The sequence below is a fragment of the Hydrogenophaga sp. H7 genome (genome assembly GCF_002025745.1).
Taxonomy (GTDB): Bacteria; Pseudomonadota; Gammaproteobacteria; order Burkholderiales; family Burkholderiaceae_C; genus Hydrogenophaga; species Hydrogenophaga pseudoflava.
This window is the reverse complement of the sequence record NZ_MCIC01000012.1, coordinates 229047-252038: the sequence shown is the minus strand read 5'-3', so window position 1 is coordinate 252038 and position 22992 is coordinate 229047. Positions and strand designations below refer to the sequence as shown.

The following is a 22992-nucleotide window of genomic DNA, read 5'->3' as shown; positions in this document are numbered from 1 at the left end:
CTCAGTAGATCCGTTTGGCGGAGAGTTCGGCGAACAGGTCCTCGTAGATGCGGTAGCGGTTGGGGGCGATGGTGTCGTCCCCGGAGGCCTCGCCCTGCACCTTGGCGCGCACGCCGCAGCCGGGTTCGTGCAGGTGGGTGCAGTTGTAGAACCTGCACTCGCCGAGCGCAGCGCGCAGATCGGGCATGAGGCTGGCCAACCGGGTCGCCTCGATGTGGTTCAGGCCGAATTCCTGGAAGCCGGGTGAATCGATCAGTGCGGTGGTGCGCGCCGTGTCGACCCAATACCAGGTGGTGCTGGTGGTCGTGTGTTTGCCCGAGTTCAGGGCGCGCGAGATCTCCCCCGTCTGTGCCTGGGCCTGGGGCACCAGGCGGTTGACGAGGGTGCTCTTGCCGACACCGGACGGACCGAGCACCAGGGTCGTCTTGCCCTCCAGCCGCTGCACGAGCGCGTCCAGGCCAGACGAGGCATCGTCTTCACCCTTGAGCCGCAGCGGCAGCACGGTCAGGCCCATGGCCCGGTACGGTGCCAGCCGGTCCCAGGCGCGCTCGAACAGGGTGCCGAGATCGGCCTTGTTGAGCACGATCAGAGGTGCGATGCCCTCGGCTTCGGCGGCGACCAGTGCGCGCGCCAGCTGATGTTCGGAGAACTCCGGCTCGGCCGCCAGCAGCACCAGCACCTGATCGAGGTTGGCGGCGAACGACTTGGTGCGCAGCTCGTCCTGGCGGTAGAAGAGGTTGATCCGTGGCTCGACCCGCTCGATGCTGCCTTCGTCCCCGGTGGGCATCCAGCGCACCCGGTCGCCCACCACGGCCTGGCTCTTTTTGCCTCGGGGATGGCAGATGCGGCGTTGCCCGTCCGGGCTCTCGACCAGGCAGTGCCGTCCGTGGGCGGCAACCACCAGTCCGATGTCGATGGAGCCCTCGGACTCCGGCGCCCGGCCCGCGGCATCCGCACGCGAGCGGGAGTGGGGCGAGTGGTTCATGCGGCCGCACCCTGCAGGCGCGCGATGCGTTCGCTGGCGGGCGGGTGCGAGTAATAGAAGCGGGCGAACACCGGGTCGGGGGTGAGGGTGCTGGCGTTGTCCTTGTAGAGCTTGAGCAGCGCGCTGGCCAGGTCGTGGCCGTCGGTATGGGCGCAGGCGTAGGCGTCGGCCTCGAATTCGTGGCGGCGCGAGAGCTGCGCCAGCAGCGGCGAGAGGAAGTAGGTGAACAGCGGCACCACCATCAGGAACAGCAGCAGCGCCAGCGCGTTGTTGGGGGCCTCCAGCGACGGCACCACGCCCAGGCCGGTGTAGAACCAGGCTTGGCGTGACACCCACCCCAGCACCGCAAAGCCCACCAGGCTGAGCGCGAACATCAGCACGGTGCGCTGGAGGATGTGGCGCCGCTTGTAATGGCCCAGCTCATGCGCCAGCACCGCGTCGATCTCCGGCGGCGCGAGTTGCTTGAGCAGGGTGTCGAAGAAGACCACGCGTTTCGCGGCGCCGAAACCGGTGAAGTAGGCGTTGGCGTGGGCGCTGCGCTTGCTGCCATCCATCACGAACAGGCCCTTGGCCGCGAAGCCGCAGCGCTTCATCAGGTCGTTCACGCGGGTCTTGAGCGTCTCGTCCTGCAGCGGTTCGAACTTGTTGAACAACGGCGCGATCAGCGTGGGGTAGAGCACGAGCAGCAGCAGGTTGAACACCATCCATGCCCCCCAGGCCCAGAGCCACCAGGAGGGGCCGGCGGCGCCCATGAGCCACAGCACCAGCGCCGCAATGGGCAGTCCGATCAGCCCGCCGACCACGGCACCCTTGAGCAGATCGCCGAGCCACAGACCCAGACTCATCTTGTTGAATCCGAAACGCTCTTCCAGCCGGAACGTGGACCACCAGCCAAGGGGCAGGGTCAGCACCGCGCCGATGAGCGTGAACGCGCCCAGCAAGGCGAGCTGCTGCCACATGCCGGGCGCCATCCACTGCAGCAGCAGCTGGTTGAGCGCATGCAGTCCACCCAGCAAGGTCCAGCCCAGCAGCAGGGCGGCTTCAACGGCTGATTCGAGGATGCCAAAGCGGGCCTTGGCGACGGTGTAGTCGGCGGCCTTGCGGTGGGCATCCAGCCCGATGGTGGCCGCGAACGGATCGGGGACCCGGTCGCGGTGGCGGACCACGTGGCGGATCTGCCGGCTGGCGAGCACCGTGCGGACGATCAGTCCGCCCACGAGCAAGGCACAGAAAAGGTAGGTGAAGGCGAGGGCGCTGCTGTCCATGGCGAGAGTCTATCGAAGCCGCGCCACCGCTGCCGCGCAGGGGCATGGCGGTCATGGGTGAAAATCGGCGCATGAGCCAAGACCACCTCAACACGGCCGCCGTGGCCGCCGACACCCCTGTGCCTACCCTGAGCAAGAGCGACCAGAACCTGGTCTGGCTCGACTGCGAGATGAGTGGGCTCGACCCTGAAAAAGAACGCCTGCTGGAGATCGCTGTGGTGGTCACCGGCCCCAACCTGGAGCCCCGGGTGGAGGGCCCGGTGTTTGCCATCCACCAGAGCGACGCGGTCCTCAATGGCATGGACGCCTGGAACAAGGGCACCCACGGCAAGAGCGGCCTGATCGACAAGGTCAAGGCCAGCACCATCGACGAGGAACAGGCCCAGGCCGAGCTCCTGGCCTTCATCGGCCAGTACGTGCCGAAAAATGGTTCTCCCATGTGCGGCAACAGCATCGGACAGGACCGGCGTTTTCTGGTGAAGTACATGCCCAAGCTGGAGGCGTACTTCCACTACCGCAACCTGGACGTGAGCACCATCAAGGAACTGGCCAAGCGCTGGAAGCCTGCGGTTTACGACAGCTTCAAGAAACACCAGAGGCACACGGCGCTGGCCGATGTGCACGAGTCCATCGACGAACTGGCCCACTACCGCGAGCACTTCCTCCGGGTGGACTGATCAGCGGCAGAAAACAAAAAAGGGCCGGAGGCCCTTTTTTGTTTTCTGCCGGAGGAGTCCGAGCAGGCTCAGAACACCGTGAGGCTGAACCAGTAGGCCACCGCAGCCACGAAGGCCGACGCCGGGATGGTCAGCACCCAGGCCCAGACGATGTTGCCCGCCACCCCCCAGCGCACTGCGCTGGCGCGCTGCACCGAACCCACGCCAACGATCGCGCCGGTGATGGTGTGGGTGGTCGACACGGGGATGCCCAGCGCCGTGGCCAGGAAAAGCGTCATCGCGCCACCGGTTTCGGCACAGAAGCCGCCCACCGGCTTGAGCTTGGTGATCTTCTGGCCCATGGTGCGCACAATGCGCCAGCCACCGAACATGGTGCCCAGGCCGATGGCCGCGTAGCACGACACGATGGTCCAGGTCGGCGGCGACTTGTCGGCCGATGACGCGTAGCCGGTGGCTATAAGAAGCATCCAGATGATGCCGATCGTCTTCTGCGCATCGTTGCCGCCGTGGCCGAGGCTGTAGGCGCCGGCCGAAACCAGCTGCAACCGCCGGAACCAGCCATCGACCTTAAGCGGCCGCGTGCGGCGGAATACCCAGGCCACCAGGACCATCATCAGCGAGCCCAGGATGAAACCCAGCAGCGGCGAGACGAAGATGAACGCCACGGTGCGCAGCACACCGGTGGCGATCAGCGCACCAGCGCCGGCCTTGGCAATCACGGCGCCAACGATGCCGCCGATGAGCGCGTGAGAGGAGCTGCTGGGAATGCCGTAGTACCAGGTGATCAGGTTCCAGGTGATCGCCCCGCTGAGGGCGCCGAACACCACGTGCGTGTCGATCACCGAGGGGTCGGCGATGCCCTTGCCCACGGTGGCTGCCACGCTGAGCTTGAAGATGAAGATGGCAACGAAGTTGAAGAAGGCGGCGAACACCACCGCCTGCCCGGGCTTGAGCACGCCGGTGGAAACGATGGTCGCAATCGAGTTGGCGGCGTCATGAAACCCGTTCATGAAGTCGAAGATCAGCGCCAGCGCCACCAGCATGACCACGACCCAGAGGGCCGCCTGAACGGTCGTCATGGCAGGACCCTTCCGATCAGGAGTTTTCGAGGACGATGCCCTCGATCAGGTTGGCGACGTCCTCGCACTTGTCGGTGATGGTTTCCAAAAGCTCGTAGATCGCCTTGAGCTTGATCACCTCGCGCACTTCCGGCTCCTCGCGGAACAGCTTGCTCATGGCCGAGCGCATGACGCGGTCGGCGTCCGATTCGAGGCGGTCGATCTCTTCGCAGGTCTTGACGGCGGCTTCGGCTGTCTTGGGCTCGTTGACGTCCTTGAGCAGGCTGATGGCGTGCTTGAGCCGTTCGCAGCACTTGACGCTCAGGTCGGTCAGCCGCGAGATCTCGTCGGTCATGTGCCGCACGTCGTACAGCGCCATGGTTTCTGCCGAGTCCTGGATCAGGTCGGCCACGTCGTCCATGGTGTTGATCAGCGAGTGAATCTGCTCGCGGTCGATCGGCGTGATGAAGGTGGTGTGCAGCAGGCGGTTGACCTCGTGGGTGATGCGGTCGGCCGCGCGTTCGGCGTGGTCCACCTCCTGGTTGTATTTGTCCCTCAGGAGCGGGTCGCTGTAGTGGGCCACCAGCTGCGAAAACGCATGCGCGGCCTTGACGATCTGTTCGGCGTGCTGGTTGAACAGCTCAAAAAAATTGCCCTCTTTGGGCAACAGCTTGCCAAAAAACATGGCGTCTCCGGTGGTGGAATGTGAAAGAGATGTGACGCACAGGCGTCGAATCGGAGGATTTTAGCCGCCGGCACTTTTGCCAAAGGACACGCGTGGGGCCCGCGCAGCACCGGCGCGTCCCAATAACTTGGGGAAAACCCCGATTCGTGCCATAATCGCAGGCTGCCCTTCTAAGAGAAGGGCGGATTTGTGCATCTGCCTCACACAAGAGGCCTCCCGAATGCCCGCCGGCATCGTCAAACGACGCCAAGGCCGGACACGGACGAGGCCACTCGCTGAGCTCGCCGGAGACCCTCCGGCCTGTCCCGCGCGGTACCGTTTGTGGTTGATGTTTTGTAACCACGAACGGATCAGACACCTGCGGGTTCCGGCCAATGGCCGGCATTTCCGATGGCCTGTTCTGTTCAATGACGCCCCTTGTGGCGCCAGGACGAACATGAGCGACGCTTTTGAAGATCGCGGCGAATTCACGCCCGACATTTCCTCCAACGAACTGCTGGCCGAAGCGCCCGTGGCCACGGAACCCAATGCTTTCGAGCTGCTGGGGCTGGCTCCGGAACTGGTGCGCGCGGTGGCCGATCTGGGCTACACCCAGCCCACCCAGGTGCAGTCGATGGTCATTCCCAAGGCCATCCGTCAGGAGCACCAGGCCGACGAGCGTTATGCCGACCTGATGGTTTCCAGCCAGACGGGCAGTGGCAAGACCGCGGCCTTCCTGCTGCCGGTGCTGCACACCCTGCTCCAGCAGCAGGATGCGCGGGCCGAGGCCGAGCGCCTGGCGTTCGAGAAGGAAACCGCCGAGGCGCTGGCCGCCGGCAAGCCCGCCCCCAAGCGCGCCAAACGCAAGGATCCGACCAACCCCCGCAACTTCAAGGCCGCCACGCCCGGCGCGCTCGTGTTGTGCCCGACCCGCGAGCTCGCGCAGCAGGTGGCTCACGATGCCATCGACCTGGTGCGCCACTGCCGTGGCCTGCGCATCGCCAACGTGGTCGGCGGCATGCCGTACCAGTTGCAGATCGCACGGCTGCAGAACGCCGACCTCGTGGTCGCCACGCCGGGCCGTCTGCTGGACCTGCAGCGATCGCAGCAGCTCAAGCTGGACCAGGTGCAGTTCCTGGTGGTCGACGAAGCCGACCGCATGCTCGACCTGGGCTTTTCGGACGACCTGGCCGAAGTCAACCAACTGACCAGCCAGCGCGACCAGACCATGATGTTCTCGGCCACCTTTGCGCCGCGCATCCAGCAGCTGGCACTGCGCGTGATGCACGACGGTGGTAAACACGTGCAGAAGGTGCAGATCGACAGCCCGCAGGAAAAGCACGCCAACATCAAGCAGGTTCTGTTCTGGGCCGACAACGCCGAGCACAAGCGCAAGCTGCTGGACCACTGGCTGCGCGACGCTTCGATCAACCAGGCGGTAGTGTTCTGCAGCACCCAGGTGGAGTGCGATGGCCTGGCCACCGACCTCCAGCAGACTGGCTTCCATGCCGTGGCCCTGCACGGTGCCCTGAGCCAGGGGCTGCGCAACCGGCGCCTGATGGCGCTGCGCAGCGGACAGGTCCAGATCCTGGTGGCCACCGACGTCGCCGCCCGCGGCATCGACGTGCCGACCATCACGCACGTCTTCAACTTCGGCCTGCCCATGAAGGCAGAGGACTACACCCACCGCATCGGCCGCACCGGCCGCGCCGGCCGCGATGGTTTGGCCGTGACGTTCGCCGAATTCCGCGACCGCCGCAAGATCGGTGACATCGAGGCCTACACCCGCCAGCGCATCGCTGTGGAGGTGGTGCCCGGTCTGGAGCCGCGCCAGCGCCCGCCGCAACCCGAGTTCAATGGCCGCGGTCGCCCAGGTGGTGGCCGTCCGGGCAACGACCGTTTCCAGCGCCCCTCCGGTGACCGCTTTGGTGGTGACCGTTTCGGCGGCGACCGCCGTCCGGCACCGCGCGGCCCCCGTGTCGAAGGGCGCTTCGACGCCCCCCGCTTCGAAGGCCGCGACGCCGCGCCGCGCGGCGATGTGCGTTTCGACAGCCGTCCGGACCAGCGCCGCGATCACGCACCTGCGCGTGGCTTCGGCAAGCCCCAGGGTGGGGCGGGCAACTGGGGGCGCGGTGACGCCGGCGCGTCCCGCCCGGCCGGCCCGCGCCGCCAACCGCGCTGAGCGCGGTCAGCGCGTTTTGTTGAACATCAGCGGCGCCAGCCGCTCGATGTAGAACGCAGCGGCACCTGTGGACAGGTGCCCGTAGTCGTAGGAGAGTGGCTGCGTGGCGTCTTCGGACAGCCGGGTCAGGCAGCCCTGGGCGTTGCAGAAGAAGTCCATCCCCGAGATGAACTCGATACCCATTCTTTGGGCACGCTCGCGCATGATCTCGGTCGCCCTGCGCACCTCCGGGTCCAGAAACACGTCATCCAGCCGCAACGGCGGGAGGGCCTGCACAGGCCCTTTTTTCCATTCCTCCAGCAGGATCTGCGGCAGGTGCTTCCTCCAGTAGGGGACGGCGCCCAGCAAGATGATGCGGGGCACGCCCGCCTGTTGAATCTGCTCCACCGTGGCTTCGAGGTTGCGCAGGTCATAGCGCTTGTTGTGCCACCACGAGTAGAGGATCACGATGTCGGGCTTGGTGTCCCGGATCGCCTGGATGTTGGCATCGTTGATGCTTCTGCACAGCGGCCGGGGCTCGATGCCCAGCACCGATGGACAGATGGCGGCGGTGCGTTCAGCCAGACCGAATTCGAAGCGACCTGAATCTTTCAGTGCCTTGAAGCCCGGGTACAGCGAGCCCGCATGCGAATCCCCCCAGAGGAAGACCAGCGGCCGCTTCTGTTCGATGCAGAAAGGCTTGTAGTGAGACGGAGGCAGGCGGTAGTCCAGCATGCAGTCCTTGTCCCGCCATCCATCGACCACGGCCGACCGGCCGCCTGTGGACATGAGGTGGCGCACCAGCTCGGGAATGCGCTGCTCGAATCCGTTGTTGCGGTGGATGGCGAAGCCGGCGACCGCAACCAGGCACAGGCCCACGCAGAGGGCGGTGATGACCACCGTCCCATTCATGCGCCCGATGCGGATCGGCTTCTCGATGAAACGGTGGGTCGTCCACGCCAACACGAAGGCCAGTGCCATCCAGGACAGCGGCTGCTCCCAGCCAGGATCGCCCGTGGACTTGAGGTGTGCAAAGGACTGCAGCGGCCAGTGCCACAGGTACAGCGGGTAGCTGATGAGGCCGATCTCCACCAAGGGCTTGCTCGACAGCACGACCCGGTTGAGCCAGGCCGAGGCGCCCGCTGCGATCAGCAGCGCCGTTCCCAGGGTGGGCAGCAATGCCCACCAGCCAGCAACGGATGTTGTCTCTGGCGCGATGTTCATCAGCGCCAGTGTCAGCAGCGCCGCGCCGATCCAGGCGAGTGCATTCGTGCGCCCTCCAGGCACTTCTTTCTGCCATGTGGCCAGCAGAGCCCCGATCAGCAGCGCGAAGAGCAGGGTCGATGATGGGGCGGACGCTGTGGCGGTCTGGTCGTGCGCCAGATGCAGAAGGACGGACAGCAGCAGCGCAGCAACGGTCCAGCGCATCGCGTTCATGTGCCAGCGGTGCAGCACCCACATTGCAAGAGGCCACAGCAGGCAGAACGGCACCCACACGGTCAGTGGCCAGAGATGCAGCAGCGGCTTGCTGGCAGACCCTGCAGCAAATGGGCCAGCTTCTGCCGTCAGGTTGGTAACGAACGTGCTGCCTGCCACGACCTGCTGGCCCAGTTGGCGGTAGTCGGTCGGCGCCAACAGGAACCAGCCAGCGACCAGCACCGCGGCCAGCACCAGAAGCAGCGCTGGGACGAGGTGTCTGATGCGCCGTGCGCAGAAATCGCCAAGGCTGAACCTCGGGCTCTGCAGCTCTGACAGGACGCTTGAGCAGATCAGATAGCCGGAAACGACAAAAAAGACGCCGAGGCCTGCAAAACCCCCAGCGAGGACGTCGGGAAAGGCCTGGTGGAGCACCACGGACACCACTGCAACCGCCTTCAGGCCATCAAGGTCGGGGCGGAGCGGGGCGATACGGGCTTCGGCAGACATGGGCTGGCGGCTGCACCGGTGGCGCCGGGGAACGGCACGGGCCGAGGTGATCTGCATCCAGGCCTTAAGAGACCCGGATGCCCGGCGATCACGCGTACAGCTGGCGGGCGATGGTGTGCGCCAGGGAGTCGGGCAACTCGACATCGTCGAACATCAGCGTCTGCCCGGCACTCACCGCGCGGGTCAGCACCGCGTCCTGGATCATGCCGATGGGGACGTGGCCCTTGACGTCGGCGATGCGGGCGGCCTCGCCACGAACCTGAAACCCGCCGATAGCGCGGTCGATGCGCGTGCCCGCGGGCATGTCGTGTTTGGCGATGCCCACGATGGAGACCGTCGGGCTGCTGGAGTTGTTCAGCAGCACGCCACCGCCGTGGAGCACCCGTCGCACGGTCTTGATGATTTCGTACTGGCAGAGGTGGAACGGACGCACCAGCACGTAGTAGGGACCGTCGCCCAGTTTGAGGTAGTTCAGCGCCTTCCACTCGGACTTGTCGTGCGTGCCGACCACGAAGACACCCGCGTTGCCCGGTGCCAGCACGTAGTCCGAAATGGCTTGTCCCCGCTCGGCCGCACCGCGTGCCAGTTCGATAGCCGCCTTGGTGACGTCGGTGGCCTTGGGGCCTTCCATGCCCTGGCGCGTGATCGTGCCGCCGAAGCCGTTGGCCACCAGGGCCTGTTCGATCTGGATCTTGGTGCCGTCGGTGAAAGAGGTGGTCTGCTCGACGCTGATGCCCTGCTTGCCGGCCCAGTACGCCATTTCTTCGGGCGTCGGGTGGTGGTTCAGGAAGCCCTTCATGTTGCCGTACACGAGGGGCTTGAAGCCCATCATCACCGCCTCTTCGCGCAGGGCCGCGATCGAGCCGGGCTGGTCGCCTTCCGCCTCGGTGAGCAGACCCTTGTCGGCGAAGTAGGAGCCGGTGGTGACGTGGAACTCGGAGTTCATCGTGACGACCGGCTTGCCGGCCTTCAACGCGATGTCGATGATGCGTGTGGCGTGCAGCACGTCACCGCTGCATTCGACAATCAGGTCGGACTTGTCCAGGAGTTCCTGCTCCGAGTGCGTGAAGCGGTCGGTGCAGGGAAATCCTTCGACGCTGGCAGCAGGGCGCCGGGTGAGCACGGCGCTCAGGGTCAGGTCGGTGGCGTGGTTGTGCAGCAGCCTGGCAAAGCCGCTGGCAATGAAGCCGGTTCCAACCAGGCCGATGCGTTTTTGGGGGCTGTTCATGGTGTGTGATGACAATGGTTTGTGAGGCCGCTCAGACGCTGTAGCGCAGGCGGCTGTCGGATTCCTGCCCCGGCTCTTGCGGCGCGTAGCCGGACACCAGCTCGGTAAGGAGTTCCTTGGTGCCTTCGACGTTCCGCTGTTCGAGCAAGGACTCCAGCTGCTGCAGTTTCTCCAGCAGGACAGGCCAGGCGACGAATTCTTCGTGGGCCTTCATGATGCGGGGATGGGAGGTCGGGCGCGGGTTGTTTCCGATCAGGAGTTCCTCGAACAGCTTCTCGCCCGGGCGCAGGCCAGTGATCTCGATCTCGATGTCGCCTTCGGGGTTGTTCTCGTCGCGCACGCAGAGGCCCGAGAGCTCGATCATCCGGGTGGCCAGATCCATGATCTTGACGGGATCTCCCATGTCCAGCACGAACACGTCGCCGCCCTTGGCCATGGCGCCCGCCTGGATCACCAGCTGGGCGGCCTCGGGAATGGTCATGAAGTAGCGTGTGATGTCCGGGTGGGTCAGCGTGATGGGGCCGCCGTCGCGGATCTGGCGCCGGAACTTGGGAACCACCGAGCCGGAGGAGCCCAGCACGTTGCCGAAGCGGACCATCGAGAAACGCGTTTTCGGAGCCGTGGCGGCCAGCGCCTGCAGCGCCATTTCCGCCAGGCGCTTGGATGCGCCCATGATGTTGGTCGGGCGCACCGCCTTGTCGGTGCTAATGAGCACGAAGTCGCTCACGCCGTGCTCCGCCGCTGCCCTGGCGGCGGTGAGGGTGCCAAGCGTGTTGTTGCGGATGCCTTCGATCGGGTTGTGCTCCACCAGGGGCACGTGCTTGTAGGCGGCCGCGTGGTAGACGGTGTCGGGTTTCCAGTCGGCGAAGATCTCGTTGAGCCGCTGCGCGTCCCGCACCGAGGCCAGCACCGGCACCAGCAAGGTGGTGTTGTCTTCGATCTTCTCCTGCAGTTCCTGCTGGATCTCGTACAGCGCAAACTCACTTTGTTCAATCAGCACCAGCGTGCTCGGGTTGACCGAGAGGATCTGGCGGCACAGTTCGCTGCCGATGGAGCCGCCTGCCCCGGTCACCAGCACCACCTTGTCGGTGATGTTGCGTCCCAGCAGGATGTGGTTGGGTGCCACCGGTTCGCGCCCGAGCAGGTCGTCAATGTCCAGTTCACGCAGGTCGGACGTGCTGACCATGCCCTGCGCCAGTTCGCTGACCGCGGGCAGGGTGCGCACCTGAACATGGGCACGCAACATTTTCGCGATCATTTCGTTGCGTCGGTGGCGGCTGACCGAAGGGATGGCGAGCAGGACGGTGCTGACTTGCAGCGAGGTCACCAGACCCGGCAGGTCGGCGGGGCTGTAGATCGACAGACCGTTGAGCACATGACCATGCAGCCGGTCGTCGTCGTCCAGAAACCCCACCACCCGCATCTCGTGGCTGTTGGTCATGGCCGCCGCCAACTGGCGTCCGGCGTTACCGGCGCCGTAGATCAGCACCCTGGGCAGGGCCACCATCCGCAACTGATTGCGGTAAAGACCTCCAAGCCAGAAACGTGCCAGCATGCGCGACGCGCCGACGGTCAGCAGCAGCAACATCGGTTGGATCAGACCCACCGTGCGGGGCACACCGTCCACACCGTAGGCGGTGAACACCGTGGCAAACAGCAGACCGTATACCGCCGTCGCCTTCAGGATGGTCTGCAGTGCGGAGAGGCCGGTGTAGCGGAAGATGGCCCGGTAGAAACCATTGACCACAAAGATGGGCAGCGCCAGTAGCAGCGACACGCCAACGGCCCACATGGGTTGCCAGTAGCTGTCGCCCGACAGCTTGACCCACTCGCCCAGGCGCAGGTAGTACGACAGCCAGACAGTGAGAATGCACAGGGCGGCGTCCACCGACAGCACCACTACCCGCTTGGCAGGGCGCGGCATGGCCAGAATGGGCTGTGCGAATCGGTTCAGCATCGTGTGGGCGTCGAATCGTGTGTCAGTGGGTCACCCCGTCGCGGCGCAGCACGCGCCACGCCGTGAGGAAAATGATCTTCAGGTCCAGTCCTAGCGACCTCTTCTGCAGGTACTCGGCATCCAGCCGGACTTTCTCGGGAATCGGCAACTCGTCCCGACCGTGGATCTGGGCCCAGCCCGTCAGGCCGGGGACCAGCCGGTGAACACCGGCCTCGGTGCGCAAGGCGATCAGATCGTCCTGGTTGAACAGGGCGGGACGTGGCCCCACCAGACTCATGTCGCCTTTCAGGATGCTCCAGAGTTGTGGAAGCTCGTCCAGACTGGTTTTTCGCAGAAAGGAGCCCACTGGCGTCAGATACCGGTCGGGATCTGACAGCAGGTGGGTGGCCACGGCGGGCGTGTCCAGTCGCATGCTGCGAAATTTGGGCATCTTGAAAATGCGGTTGTCCCGGCCAATGCGATCGCTCCAGTAGAGGGCAGGACCGGGTGAGGTCCAGCGAACCACCAGGGTGATCAACCCGATGGGCAGCAGCAGGATGGCGGCGGCGCACAGCGCAAAGAGCAGGTCGAAGGCGCGCTTCATGCCACCACATCCTGTACCGTGAGACGCAGACCCTGCTCCACTGTCAACCGGGGCGACCAGCCTAAAACCTGCCTAGTATGCCCGATGTCGACCTGCAGCGATCCGATCAGTCGGTCGATTTGAGGGCCTCGGCCCAGCAATTTTCCCGCCATGCGCAGCCAGGTCACAGGCACCGGCCACAGCCGTGCGGGCCGGCCCATCGCACGCGCGAGTGCGCGCACCAGGTCCGGCGTTGAAAGATCCTGACCGTCCGATGCCAGGAAGGTGTGTCCTGCGGCGGCCGGCTGTTCCACACAGCGGAGCAGCAGATCGGTCAGGTTGTCCAGCGCCAGAAGCGAGCGCCGGTTGTCTACAGCGCCCAGCGGAAGCGGCGTGCCGCGGGCCACCGCGTTCATGAGTTTGAGGAAGTTGGCCTTCACCCCGGGGCCGTAGACCAGGGGTGGCCGGACCACCACCAGTTCAAGGCCGGTTCTTCCGGCCACCTCGTGAAGGGCCTGTTCGGCCTCCCATTTCGACTGGCCGTAGGCATCTTCGGGGGCTGGCGCCATGCCAGACATGAACGGGTGACCCGGCACAGTGCGCTCTCCATGCACCTTGAGTGAACTCAGGAACACCAGCCGGCGAACGCCCGCAGCCGCCGCAGCGATGGCCAGGGACCGGCTGCCCTCCACATTGACCCGCCGGTAGGACTGCAACGGGTCAGGGTCGGTGTCCTGCACCATGTGTACCCGGGCGGCGCAATGGACCACGCAGTCGACCCCCTGCAGGCTCTGGCCCCAGTCGGTTCCTGGTCCCAGGTCTCCAACGGCCCAGGTGTCTTCTTCGCCGGACGCGGAGCGTGTGATGGCCCGGACAGAGAATCCGCAGGCCTTCAGGTGCTGGCAAAGGGCGCGCCCGACAAAACCGTGGGCGCCGGTGACGGCCACGATCACGGTCATTGCGGCCGGCGGTCCCGGTTCTCCAGCGTCAGCGAGCGGACCTCTTCCATCAGCTTGCGGTTGGCCGACAGCAGGTCGGCCACAAAAGCGATCAGGATGGTCTGGAAGCCGATGATCAGCAGCGAACTGGCCAGGATCAGGGACTGGATGTGGCCATCGTAGTCCATGGTCAGCCATTTGTAGAGGAACCGCAGGCCAATGATGAAGCCCAGCGTGAACAGGGCGATGCCGATGCTGGCGAAGAAGCGAAACGGACGGTAGATCACGAACACCCGGATGATCGTGACGATGCTGCGCTGGATGTAGGAGGCGATGCTCTTGACCAGGCGAGATGGGCGGAGATCACCGTTGACGCGGATCGGCACCGAGGTGATGGCCATGTTCTTCTGGCCCGCCTGGATGATGGTTTCCAGGGTGTAGGTGTAGTCGGAGAACACCGTCAGCCGGCGTGCGGCGGCGCGGCTCATGGCGCGGAAGCCGCTGGGGGCGTCCGGAATGCTGGTCTTGCTGGCCACCCGCACCACCCAGCTGCCCAGCTTCTGCAGCAGTTTCTTGATCGGGCTGAAGTGCTCGATGGCGGCGATGGGGCGGGCGCCGATCACGATGTCCGCCTTGCCTTCCAGGATCGGACGGGTCAGCGCCGGAATGTCATCGGCGTTGTACTGGTTGTCGGCGTCGGTGTTGACGATCACATCGGCGCCGTGCTCCAGGCAGGCCTGCAGGCCGTTCATGAAGCCGCGTGCGAGACCCTGGTTGCGGGTGTGCCGCACCACGTGGTCGACGCCGTGGGCCAGGGCCACCTCGACCGTGTTGTCGGTGCAGCCGTCGTCGATGATGAGCCACTCGACCTTGTCGAAGCCGGGCACTTCGCGCGGCAGGGCTGCCAGGGCGATGCCCAGGGTGGCAGCTTCGTTGTAGCAGGGGATCTGGATGATGAGTTTCAAGAGGAACTCCGTGGAGGTTGACGGCGTGTGTCGGTGTCGTGCCGGCAGGTCATTGCGGGCACAGGTCGTTCTTCAGTGGGCCCACGCTGCCGTCGCGGTACTCGGCCAGCAGCCGGACATCGCAGGGTGTCAGGGTGGTCGGCAAGTGTCTGGCGGTGAAGGCGAACCCGGTGTTCAGTGCTCGTTGCGTGCCCAGGGCGGCGGCGACATCGTCGCGCTTGATCAGCACCGGAACGGACGAAACGAACTCGTCTCCGGCCAGGATCCAGAGGCGCTGGGCCTGATCGCCCAGTTTGGTGTCATAGACCCAGCCTTTGGCCCGCAACTCCCCATTGGCCAGCGTGAGTGTTTCCACATTGCCTTCGGTGGTGAGGCGGCGGGGGAGGCGGACCGACATCGCTTCGAGCCCGTCGCGGTCGGCGTATCCGATGTTGCGGGGCAGTTCCTGCAGGGCCTGGTGCTGTTTGAGCAGCACCTGCGGAGCAGAGGCCCAGAACACCACAAGAGCACTGGCTGCAAAGAGTGTGGTGACCGTCTGTTTGAACCAGCCGGGCTGGCAGAGCACGAAGAACGGGAACCACAACACCGGCAGCAGGTACATGTAGTAGCGCGGCTGCAGACCCGAGAGCACGCCATTGACGAGGTAGGCGCGGTAGCCGAACACCACGTGGACAACGACGGTGCCCAATGTGGCCAGGGCCATGGCGTCGAACAGCCGGACGGCCATGCGGTTGGAGGTCAACAGGGGCGTGCTGAATCGAGCCACCAGCCAGCCCACGATGGGCAGGCAGACCATCGTGTAGAACACCGGCTGCCAGCGGTCTCCGATGGGGGTGATGCTCAGGTGCGACATGATGCCGTGCAGCCGCCGCCACATGGCGCTGACGTACTCCCGGATGTAGCCGCCCAGGTCGAGTGGCTCTGCGGGTGGTGTGCTGCCGTACAGCCTGCCGGGCGAAGGGAAAACACCTCCGTGCTGAAGCAGGGTGTAGGTGTAGTAGCTGCCCACAACAACGGAGAAGACAGCCAAGTGGAGCCAGAAGCTGCGGACCAGCACCACTGGATGGATGCGCCGGAAATTGCGCAGTCCCCAGGCCCCGAGGAACAGGACCATGAAGACGATGCCCGTGGCCTTCGTGAGGAAAACAATCAACAGGCCGACCAGCAGCACGACCGGCGCCAGGGGGTCCGGTCCCTTGCGGGCGGGATTGGCGAAACGCGCCAGCCCGTAGAACCCCATGGTCATGCCCAGGTACAGCAGGGTGTCGTTGGAGACACTGCCGGCGATGTACGAGAACATTGGCACGCCGGCGCAGGCAAACAGCAGCAGCGCGGTGATGCCTTGTGTCAGCCTCAGTTCCCGGGCCATCAGCACCACGAAAGCCAAGCCCAGTCCCACGAAACCGACACCGATCAGCCGGAAGATCAGGTAGTCCGTCTTCGGATGGAGGGCGAACAGCTTGCCGGCCACGCCCAGGGCGCTGTAGTACAGCGGTGGATGACCCAGGTAGTTGGCCTGGGTGAACCCCATGATCTTTCCGTCGCTGTAGTTCGGCAGAGCCTGCGGCGAGCGGATGCTGTCGTTGATGTACGACAGGTGGGGCATCTCGTCCGGCGGATAGCTCAGCGGCGAATGGCTGGCCATGACCACGCCCTGCAGGATCACGAACACGAGCATGAACAGCGCCAGCGGCATGCCCGTCCAGATGTTCAGCCCTTGGCGGAGGCTGTGGAGGAAGCGTTGGAACATGCGTGGGTACCCTGAGGTCAGGCCGGCTCGCCGTGGCGAACGCGGGGAGGCCAGGCGAGACCGAAGTCCTCGTGATCCAGCGAGAGATTGGGACTGTAAGCCGGGTCGCGGGCCATCATGGCGGGCCAGCGCTTCCACATGTAGTCCACTTCCTTCTGGAATCGGGCTTTCTTCTCCGGGGTGTCTTCGTAGCCCCGGGTGGCCGACTCGTGGTGGAAGAGCAGGGCGTGCGGCGTGAACAGGTTGCGCAGGCCCATTTCGGCGAACCGCAGGCAGAGGTCCACGTCGTTGCAGGCGACCTTGAGGTTGACCTCGTCGAACCCACCCGCCTGGTCAAAGTGTTTTTTCTGCACCGCCATGCAGGCGCCGGTGACGGCGCTGAAGTTGCTTGCCAGCGAGGCCCGGCCGACGTAGCCGTGCGCGTACAGGGAGAAACCCTTGTGGGCATGCCCGGCCCAGCCGCCGATGCCCAGCACGACACCGGCGTGCTGGATGGTGGTGTTCGGATACAGCAGCTTGGCACCCACGGCGCCGATGCCCGGACGGCAGGCCTGACTCACCAGCTCCTCCAGCCAGTCGTGCGAGATCACCTCGATGTCGTTGTTGAGGAAGCACAGCACGTCCCCGGTGGCCTGTGAGGCGCCCAGGTTGTTGATGGCCGAGTAGCTGAACGGAGAATCGTCGCGGATGACCCGGAAGTTGGGCGTTTGGGCCTGTTCGGCAAAGTACGCCAGCGCCTCGGGGTCGTCCGAGCCGTTGTCCATCAGCAGGATTTCGTAGTTCTTGTAGGTGGACTTGTCCCGGATGCTCTCCACGCACGTCCTGACCAGGTCCACCGCATTGCGGGTCGGGATGATGATGCTGACCTTGGGCGCCGGCTTGGGCAGCCGGTGGCGCGCGCGGTACCCATGGCCGATGAACTGGGCCCGGGCGTTGATGCCCATCCGCTTGTAGTGGTCGTTGAGCGCCCGTTCGCCAGCGAGCATGGCGTAAGGCTTGATGTTCAGGTCGGCCGTGGCGGTGCTGCCGGCGTGGGCCCGCCAGTGGTAGAGGATGAACGGCACATGGACGATCTGGTCTGCCTTCACCTTCTCGATCACCCGCAGCACCAGGTCGTAGTCCTGGGCGCCCGCATAGGCTTCACGCAGGCCTCCCACCTCGCGCATGAGGTCGCCACGGTAGAAAGCCAGGTGGGTGACCAGGTTGTGCGAATAGAACAGGTCCGGGTTCCAGTCGGTCTTGAAGTAAGGGTCGTAGCGCTTGCCGTTCTCGTCGAGCTTGTCTTCGTCCGAATACAGCATCCGCGCGTTGGGATGGCGGACGATGGCCTTGACCATGTACAGCAGGGCGTGTGCCGGCAGCACATCGTCGTGGTCCAGAAAAGTGATCCAGTCGCCGGAGGCCAGGGCCAGGGCGCTGTTGGTGGCCGCCGAGATGTGCCCGTTGGTGTCCCGGAAGGTCACCTTGATCCGGGGGTCTTCGGCCATCCACTGTTCCAGGAAGGGGCGAACCTCGGGGTCGGTGGATGCATCGTCGGCAATGCACAGCTCCCAGCGCGGATACAGCTGCTCCCTGACGGACTTGATCGCCTGCCCCAGCCAGTCGAGATTGGCGTTGTAAGTCGGCATCACAACCGACACGAGAGGTCCGTTGGCCATGGATGCTGCTTCCCGCCTCAGCTGCTCAAGCGACGCGCTGTCCAGCGTGTCGTAGCGCCGCACCCATTCCTTGTAGTCCCGGGGGTCGAACGCCTTCGGGGCGTGGTCCGTCACTTCGGCAGTGACCACGGCGGCTTCTTGGGCAGCGTTCGCGTGCAGTGCCTGTCTGAGGGCCATGGACACGCCCTTGCCAGCCGCCAGTGCCTCGCGAAACACCCGCACCGAGTACTTCACGTCTTGCGACAGCACGCTGATCCGCCGCAGCGGCGCTGTGACGCGCCAGCTGGTGGACTGGTACAGGTTCTGGATGTGGGCCGCATGCGCCTTGGCTGCTTCCTCGTGCGCCAGAACCCGCTGGGTCAGCGTCATCACCTGGTGCTGTGCCGACACCAGCTGCAGGTTGCGATCGGTGTAGTCCTGCAGCAGGTCCACGAGCTGCTGCTCGCGGTCTTTGAGTTCTTCGGCCAGTTGCGCGCGTTCCTCCTCGGCGGGCAAAGCGCTGGGGGTGAAGTGGGTGGCGGTGTCGGTGCTTTGCATGTCGTGCGATCAGATCAGGTCGGCTGTGCGCAGCTCGCGCAGGCGGCTGCGGTAGGCCGCTGCCACCGCTTCAACGGAGTAGTGGGCCTGGATGTTGTGGCGGGCGGCCTGGGCCACAGCCCGGGCCTCGTCGCGGTGCTCGAATACCCGGCGCATCTGCTGGCGGGCCTGATCGACATCGGGGTCGCACCAGTACTGGTCCTCATAGAAGATGTACTCGCTTGGCGTCAGCGCGACGCGGGGGCCGTCCACCAGAAAGCTGGTTTGCGGCGTGCAGAAGTCCACGTTGCCTGAGAAGTTGGTGACCACCGTGGGCAGGCCCAGCAGCATGGCCTCGGCGATGATGCGACCGAAGCCCTCGGAGCGGTGCAGCGAGACATAGGCGTCGCACGTGGCCATGAGCTGGGTCAGCTCGACGCGATCCATGGTGCGGTCGATCACCACCATGCGGTCATCTCCGTTGAGCTCGGCCTCCAGGGCCTGCCAGGCGGCCGACGCGCGGTCCAGGCTGATGGCTTTGATCACCAGCCCGACGCCCCGCTCGGCGCCAAAGGCCGCCTTGAACGCGCGCACGGCCGCGATCGGGTTCTTGCGCGACAGCCAGGAGTTGCCGTCGAACATCACGAGGAAGTGAAAGCGGCTGGCCGGCAACCCGAACTGTGCCCGGTTGGCGCCGGTCGGTGCAGGTACCTCCACCGCCAGAGGCATCTTGCGCACCGTCTTGTCGGTGCGCCCTGCAAAGGCGTTGCGAACGAATTCGCTGAACACCCATATCTCGTCCACCGAGTCAATGACACCCATGAGGTGCTCGGGCCAGACGGGCAGCTCCCAGTGCCAGGCCCCCACGTTGTAGGTGCCCGAATTCAGCAGCTGGCGCCCGCCTTCCATGCCCAGACGGATGATTTCCGTAGGGGGGAGGCAGTACAGGGACACTGGCCAGCGCGGCTGCTCGACGATCAGCGATTCCAGCGAATGGTCCAGTTTGGCCGGCCCGGGCATGGGCACGTCGATCACCGCGTGCGGAACGCCCGCGAGCTGCGCCGAACGCACGGCCATGCGCACGTCTTCTGCGATGCCGATCACGCTCCGGGCGTAACCGACGATGTTGAGGCCTGGCTGTTCGGCCGACGGGTCGGCGAAAAGCTCGGACACGCCGGCATACTCGGTGTTGCCGTGTTGTGCCCACCAGGCCAGCAACTGTTCGCAACCCGGCTTCCGGCGCAGGTCAAAGGCCTGCTGCAGGTCGTCGCGTGTGGACCACACCATGTACACCTGATAGGGCAGGGGCATGGCGCAAGCACCGTCCGGCGCCTGCAGGGCGTTGAACCCGGCGGCCCGCTGGTGCAGCTGCCGGCGCAGTGGGATGAGGTTCATCAGCGACCAGGCCGGGACCGCAAACTCTGCGCAGCCACTGCGGTGCCACCACAGCAGGCCGTTGAACCAGTTCTTCTCGGACACCGGGGCGAACTGCGACGGGAGGTCGCTGCGCCCCGCAACGGTCAGCGAAAGCACATGGGGCCAGGGCCATGTGCCGTTGCCGTGCGCATCGACAGCCAACAACTCGGGCGCCAGCCGCCAGTCGACACGCAGATACTCTTTGTGGCCGAAGTTGAACCACCAGCGCAGGAAGCCGATGCGGCCATCCGCGCTACCGATGTCGTACGACCTTTGCAGATCGGGGCGGTCGCCCCAGATCAGGCGCAACGGCTGGGGCAGGCTCTCGGTGAAAGCCTCACGGCCAATGATCGCTTTGCGGCTGTGTTCGTGGAAACCGGGCATCAAGTCGAGCACGGTGGGCCAGTTGCCCCTCAGCGGGAAGGACAGACCGGTGCCCTTTTCTTCCAGGAAGCGGGAAACACTGTAGTTGGAGAGGAAAGCCCGGTCGGCATCGCTCAGTCGCCATTCAATTTCAGGGTAGTCAAGATGCAACTGGCCTTCCCACCGCGCATAGAGCCCGATACGGTCCTGAACGCGATGGGGGTTGAAGTGCTTCAGGTCCGGGCGAATGGCCACCACGACCTGGATGCCCGCTGGCACGCTCATGGGCCAGTCCGTCTGGCCGATGGGCGCCTGAGCAGACCAAGCGGTATGTGATGTCACCAGTGTTCCTGTTTTCGAGAGCCCGGCAGGGGCAGGTCAAGTCCGTGGACGAAGACCCCAGCCGGCGCCCCGGCAGCCCGTCCCGGGCAACCCGCAAGTATAAGTTCGTCGAATGGGTGAAACGGTTCAGGCGTCACTGGCGGCCAGGGTCGTGCCGCATTCAAGGACTCACTTCTTGCAGAGCAAAGCGGTCCAGGGCAGGGGAGTGCGAAGCTCCAGAACGGTGAACTCCGTCGAAACGAACTTGATGAACTGCCGGGTGCTCTAGTGCTGGACATGCCCTGGACTGTTGCCAAAGTCCTTGAAGTAGGAGCCGCGCAAAAAATTGAGAATGCGCCAGATGGGTTCATTGGGGACGCTGAGCAGGAAAAAATCCGCATCCATGGCGCGAAGGCTCTTCAGGCCGGCGGAGGGGTCGGGCAGATGCTCCAGCACCTCACAGCACACCACCAGATCAAAGTGCCCGGGCGGATGGTAGTCCTCCAGCTTGGCCAGCTCCCAGGACACCCGTGGATCGGTGAGTTGATTTCGGGTTTCATTCATCACGGCTTCCGACAGTTCGGTGGCATGAATCCGTGCACGGGTGTCTTTCAGCAGAATCTCGGTGACGTGTCCTTCACCGGAACCGATTTCCAGAATGGATTGCGGATCCGATTGCGCCGCCAGCGTGCCGATCGCACGGTCAAAACCTTGAACCAGGTAGCGGGCCAGCGGGTTCTTGGAGGAGTACTTGTTCCCGATGGTCCCCACCACAATTCCGTTTTCCATCCTCATGTTATTGAACCTGTTTTCGTTGGATTGAACTTCTGAGCCAATATCTGCCGCCCGTCCAGTGTGTTGGAGGTTCAGTCGGCCTCGCCGGTTGATCTGCTGCGATGGACCTGGGCGAGGGACAGCGCGCCCAACCAGAAAAGCACATCACCACCGGCCGTGACGATTCGGCTGACAGCGACGGTCAGCAGTGCCGCGTCGGTACTCATATGGGACGCCAGCAGGCCCAGCAGCACCAGTTCTCGTATGCCGATGCCTGCCGGTGCCCCGGGGACGACCAGGCCCAGCAGCCAGGCGATGATGAAGTAGCTGGCCAGCGCTCCCCACGCGTCGACCTGGTCCACGGATACCGTGTGGGCCACGCCGGCGAACACCAGCCCCGACACACCGAGAAACAGCAGGTACATCAGAAAGGCATGCAGCAGGGGCGCCCCCCAGATGCGGCGGATCACCCAAGCGGAGCCCATCAGCAGAAGGGCAATGCCGGTTACGGCGGCGTCTTGCAGCCGATTCAGCTTGAAATGGGCCGGCGCAAGGAGCAGGAGAAAGGGCGCGGCGGTCATGCACAGGAGCCCCAGTTCCCAGACCGTGGACTTGATGAGCGTCCACGAGGGAACACCTGCGGCCATTCCCAATCCTTGTCTGCCCGCCAGATGAAAGATGTTGCCCGGCAGGTACTTGCCGATCTGTGACAGCCCATACATGCGGACTGCAGAGGAGGTCGAAACGCGAGCACCAAGGTGCGCCAGGATTTTTTGCCATGCCATGGCCAGAAGCCCGCCAGTCAGGCCGTAAATCATGACCAGACCAGCGATGGACAGGTACTGCCGTTCGCTGAACTGGATCGCGTGCAGCGCCTCTTGCTGGGTATAGATGCTTTGCACCACCAGGGCCAGCCCCGCGATGGCCATGACACTGCCTGCTCGATGGAGGAGCTTCTTCAAACCAGCGTTCATGATCTGCCGTGTCCTGTCCGGCTTGTTTCGGGGCGCGTTCGATGGAGCACGCCTAGGGCTTCTTTCTCATGCAGGCGTAGTAGGAAAGACCGAAGGGGCGATAGGTTGCCGGAGAGGTATTTCGGATTTCCCGCATGAAGATGGACAGGAGCAGGCGACTCAGCATCCCCTGGCTGGGCACCGGCTGTTTGTTTTCGTGGGCTGCCCGGGCGAAGTGGTTCCTCATCACCCAGGCCATGCGCGCAGCGATTGCCAAGGGAAACAGCATGGTGTTGAAGTGGCTGTCGGCCAACAGCTCGAAATCCTGGGGAATGATGTTCCTGAAGGTCTTCCGTGTGTAGCGCCGATAGTGGCCCAGCGCCACATCGTGCTGGGTAAAGAACCACTGGTGAGCCGGCACCGTCGCCAGAAACAGCCCACCGGGTTTCAGGTTCTCGGCGATCCACTGAAGCGCTGCGCAATCGTCTTCAAGGTGCTCGATGACGTCGAAGGCGCAGATGATGTCGTAGGTGCGGGCCAGCGAGCACGGAATGCCCTGGGCGATCACTTCCCGCACATCTGGACGACCTCGGAGAACTTCCAGCCCCTTTTTGTCGATTTCCAGCACATCTACCGTACCGAATTTTCGAAGCGCCGGCACGTTCTGTCCCACACCGGCGCCGATTTCGAGAATATCGGGCGACAGGTCATGCCGGGAAACGAAGAAACCCAGCAGGCGCTCGACGAGTGCGCTGCGACCTGTGTGCAGCCAGCCGCTCGATTCGGTGATGTACCTCTCGTAAGCGTTTTCTTTCATCCTGGTAGCGCCTTGTAGGTGGTGCGCTGGACGCGGTG

At 64.6% G+C, this 22992-nt stretch carries 18 protein-coding genes; 2 read left to right on the top strand and 16 right to left on the bottom strand.

The genetic code is table 11. The annotated features are described in order from the left end of the window. Position 1: 1 nt before the first annotated feature. Both rsgA and BC358_RS07670 read right to left on the bottom strand, forming a co-directional pair. Positions 2-985, bottom strand: a complete 984-nt coding sequence (rsgA, locus tag BC358_RS07675) for a ribosome small subunit-dependent GTPase A (protein ID WP_079365357.1) — start codon at positions 983-985, stop codon at positions 2-4. Beyond that, entirely contained in the window at positions 982-2250 is a 1269-nt protein-coding gene (locus BC358_RS07670) for a M48 family metallopeptidase (protein ID WP_079365356.1), read from the bottom strand. Before BC358_RS07670 ends, rsgA begins: the two co-directional genes overlap by 4 nt. Positions 2251-2321: 71 nt before the next feature. Between BC358_RS07670 and orn the strand changes: the two genes are divergently transcribed. After that, positions 2322-2927 (top strand): oligoribonuclease, encoded by a 606-nt coding sequence (orn, locus tag BC358_RS07665; RefSeq protein ID WP_079365355.1) that lies wholly within the window; start codon positions 2322-2324, stop codon positions 2925-2927. 68 nt (positions 2928-2995) lie between these two features. On the opposite strand, the gene BC358_RS07660 is transcribed toward orn, so the two are convergent. Further along, entirely contained in the window at positions 2996-4006 is a 1011-nt protein-coding gene (locus tag BC358_RS07660) for an inorganic phosphate transporter (protein ID WP_066158128.1), read from the bottom strand. A 16-nt stretch (positions 4007-4022) separates the two neighbouring features. Next, positions 4023-4670 carry a DUF47 domain-containing protein gene (locus BC358_RS07655; protein ID WP_066158130.1) on the bottom strand — a complete coding sequence of 216 codons (648 nt, stop codon included), beginning with the start codon at positions 4668-4670 and terminating at the stop codon, positions 4023-4025. Positions 4671-5106: 436 nt separating this feature from the next. Here BC358_RS07655 and BC358_RS07650 point away from each other — a divergent pair, with 436 nt between their 5' ends. After that, entirely contained in the window at positions 5107-6831 is a 1725-nt protein-coding gene (locus BC358_RS07650) for a DEAD/DEAH box helicase (RefSeq protein WP_079365354.1), read from the top strand. A gap of 6 nt (positions 6832-6837) precedes the next feature. On the opposite strand, the gene BC358_RS07645 is transcribed toward BC358_RS07650, so the two are convergent. From BC358_RS07645 to BC358_RS07590, 12 genes are all read right to left on the bottom strand, one after another. Beyond that, complete coding sequence (locus tag BC358_RS07645; RefSeq protein WP_179130031.1) at positions 6838-8736, bottom strand: acyltransferase family protein; 1899 nt, start codon at positions 8734-8736, stop codon at positions 6838-6840. 88 nt (positions 8737-8824) lie between these two features. Then, positions 8825-9964, bottom strand: coding sequence for an NAD(P)-dependent oxidoreductase (locus BC358_RS07640; RefSeq protein WP_079365352.1), 1140 nt, complete (start codon positions 9962-9964; stop codon positions 8825-8827). A 31-nt stretch (positions 9965-9995) separates the two neighbouring features. Then, positions 9996-11921, bottom strand: coding sequence for a nucleoside-diphosphate sugar epimerase/dehydratase (locus BC358_RS07635; RefSeq protein WP_079365351.1), 1926 nt, complete (start codon positions 11919-11921; stop codon positions 9996-9998). A 22-nt stretch (positions 11922-11943) separates the two neighbouring features. Next, a complete protein-coding gene (locus tag BC358_RS07630; protein WP_079365350.1) occupies positions 11944-12504 on the bottom strand; it encodes a sugar transferase in 561 nt (186 codons plus the stop codon). Continuing rightward, the gene (locus BC358_RS07625; RefSeq protein WP_079365349.1) at positions 12501-13442 is read right to left on the bottom strand and encodes an SDR family oxidoreductase; all 942 of its coding nucleotides are present in this window, start codon (positions 13440-13442) and stop codon (positions 12501-12503) included. Before BC358_RS07625 ends, BC358_RS07630 begins: the two co-directional genes overlap by 4 nt. Further along, on the bottom strand, positions 13439-14386 hold the full coding sequence (locus BC358_RS07620; protein WP_079365348.1) for a glycosyltransferase family 2 protein: 948 nt from the start codon (positions 14384-14386) through the stop codon (positions 13439-13441). The genes BC358_RS07625 and BC358_RS07620 overlap by 4 nt, the downstream gene beginning before the upstream one ends. A 49-nt stretch (positions 14387-14435) precedes the next feature. After that, positions 14436-16136 (bottom strand): DUF2142 domain-containing protein, encoded by a 1701-nt coding sequence (locus tag BC358_RS07615; protein ID WP_079365347.1) that lies wholly within the window; start codon positions 16134-16136, stop codon positions 14436-14438. A gap of 17 nt (positions 16137-16153) precedes the next feature. Continuing rightward, on the bottom strand, positions 16154-18331 hold the full coding sequence (locus BC358_RS07610; RefSeq protein WP_256861444.1) for a glycosyltransferase family 2 protein: 2178 nt from the start codon (positions 18329-18331) through the stop codon (positions 16154-16156). Positions 18332-18340: 9 nt separating this feature from the next. Next, positions 18341-20374, bottom strand: a complete 2034-nt coding sequence (locus BC358_RS07605) for a glycosyltransferase family 4 protein (RefSeq protein ID WP_079365346.1) — start codon at positions 20372-20374, stop codon at positions 18341-18343. Between the two features lie 321 nt (positions 20375-20695). After that, a complete protein-coding gene (locus tag BC358_RS07600; RefSeq protein WP_179130030.1) occupies positions 20696-21199 on the bottom strand; it encodes a bifunctional 2-polyprenyl-6-hydroxyphenol methylase/3-demethylubiquinol 3-O-methyltransferase UbiG in 504 nt (167 codons plus the stop codon). A gap of 77 nt (positions 21200-21276) precedes the next feature. Continuing rightward, positions 21277-22158, bottom strand: coding sequence for a hypothetical protein (locus BC358_RS07595; protein WP_143434220.1), 882 nt, complete (start codon positions 22156-22158; stop codon positions 21277-21279). Between the two features lie 52 nt (positions 22159-22210). Continuing rightward, entirely contained in the window at positions 22211-22954 is a 744-nt protein-coding gene (locus tag BC358_RS07590; RefSeq protein ID WP_079365343.1) for a bifunctional 2-polyprenyl-6-hydroxyphenol methylase/3-demethylubiquinol 3-O-methyltransferase UbiG, read from the bottom strand. Positions 22955-22992: the final 38 nt, after the last annotated feature.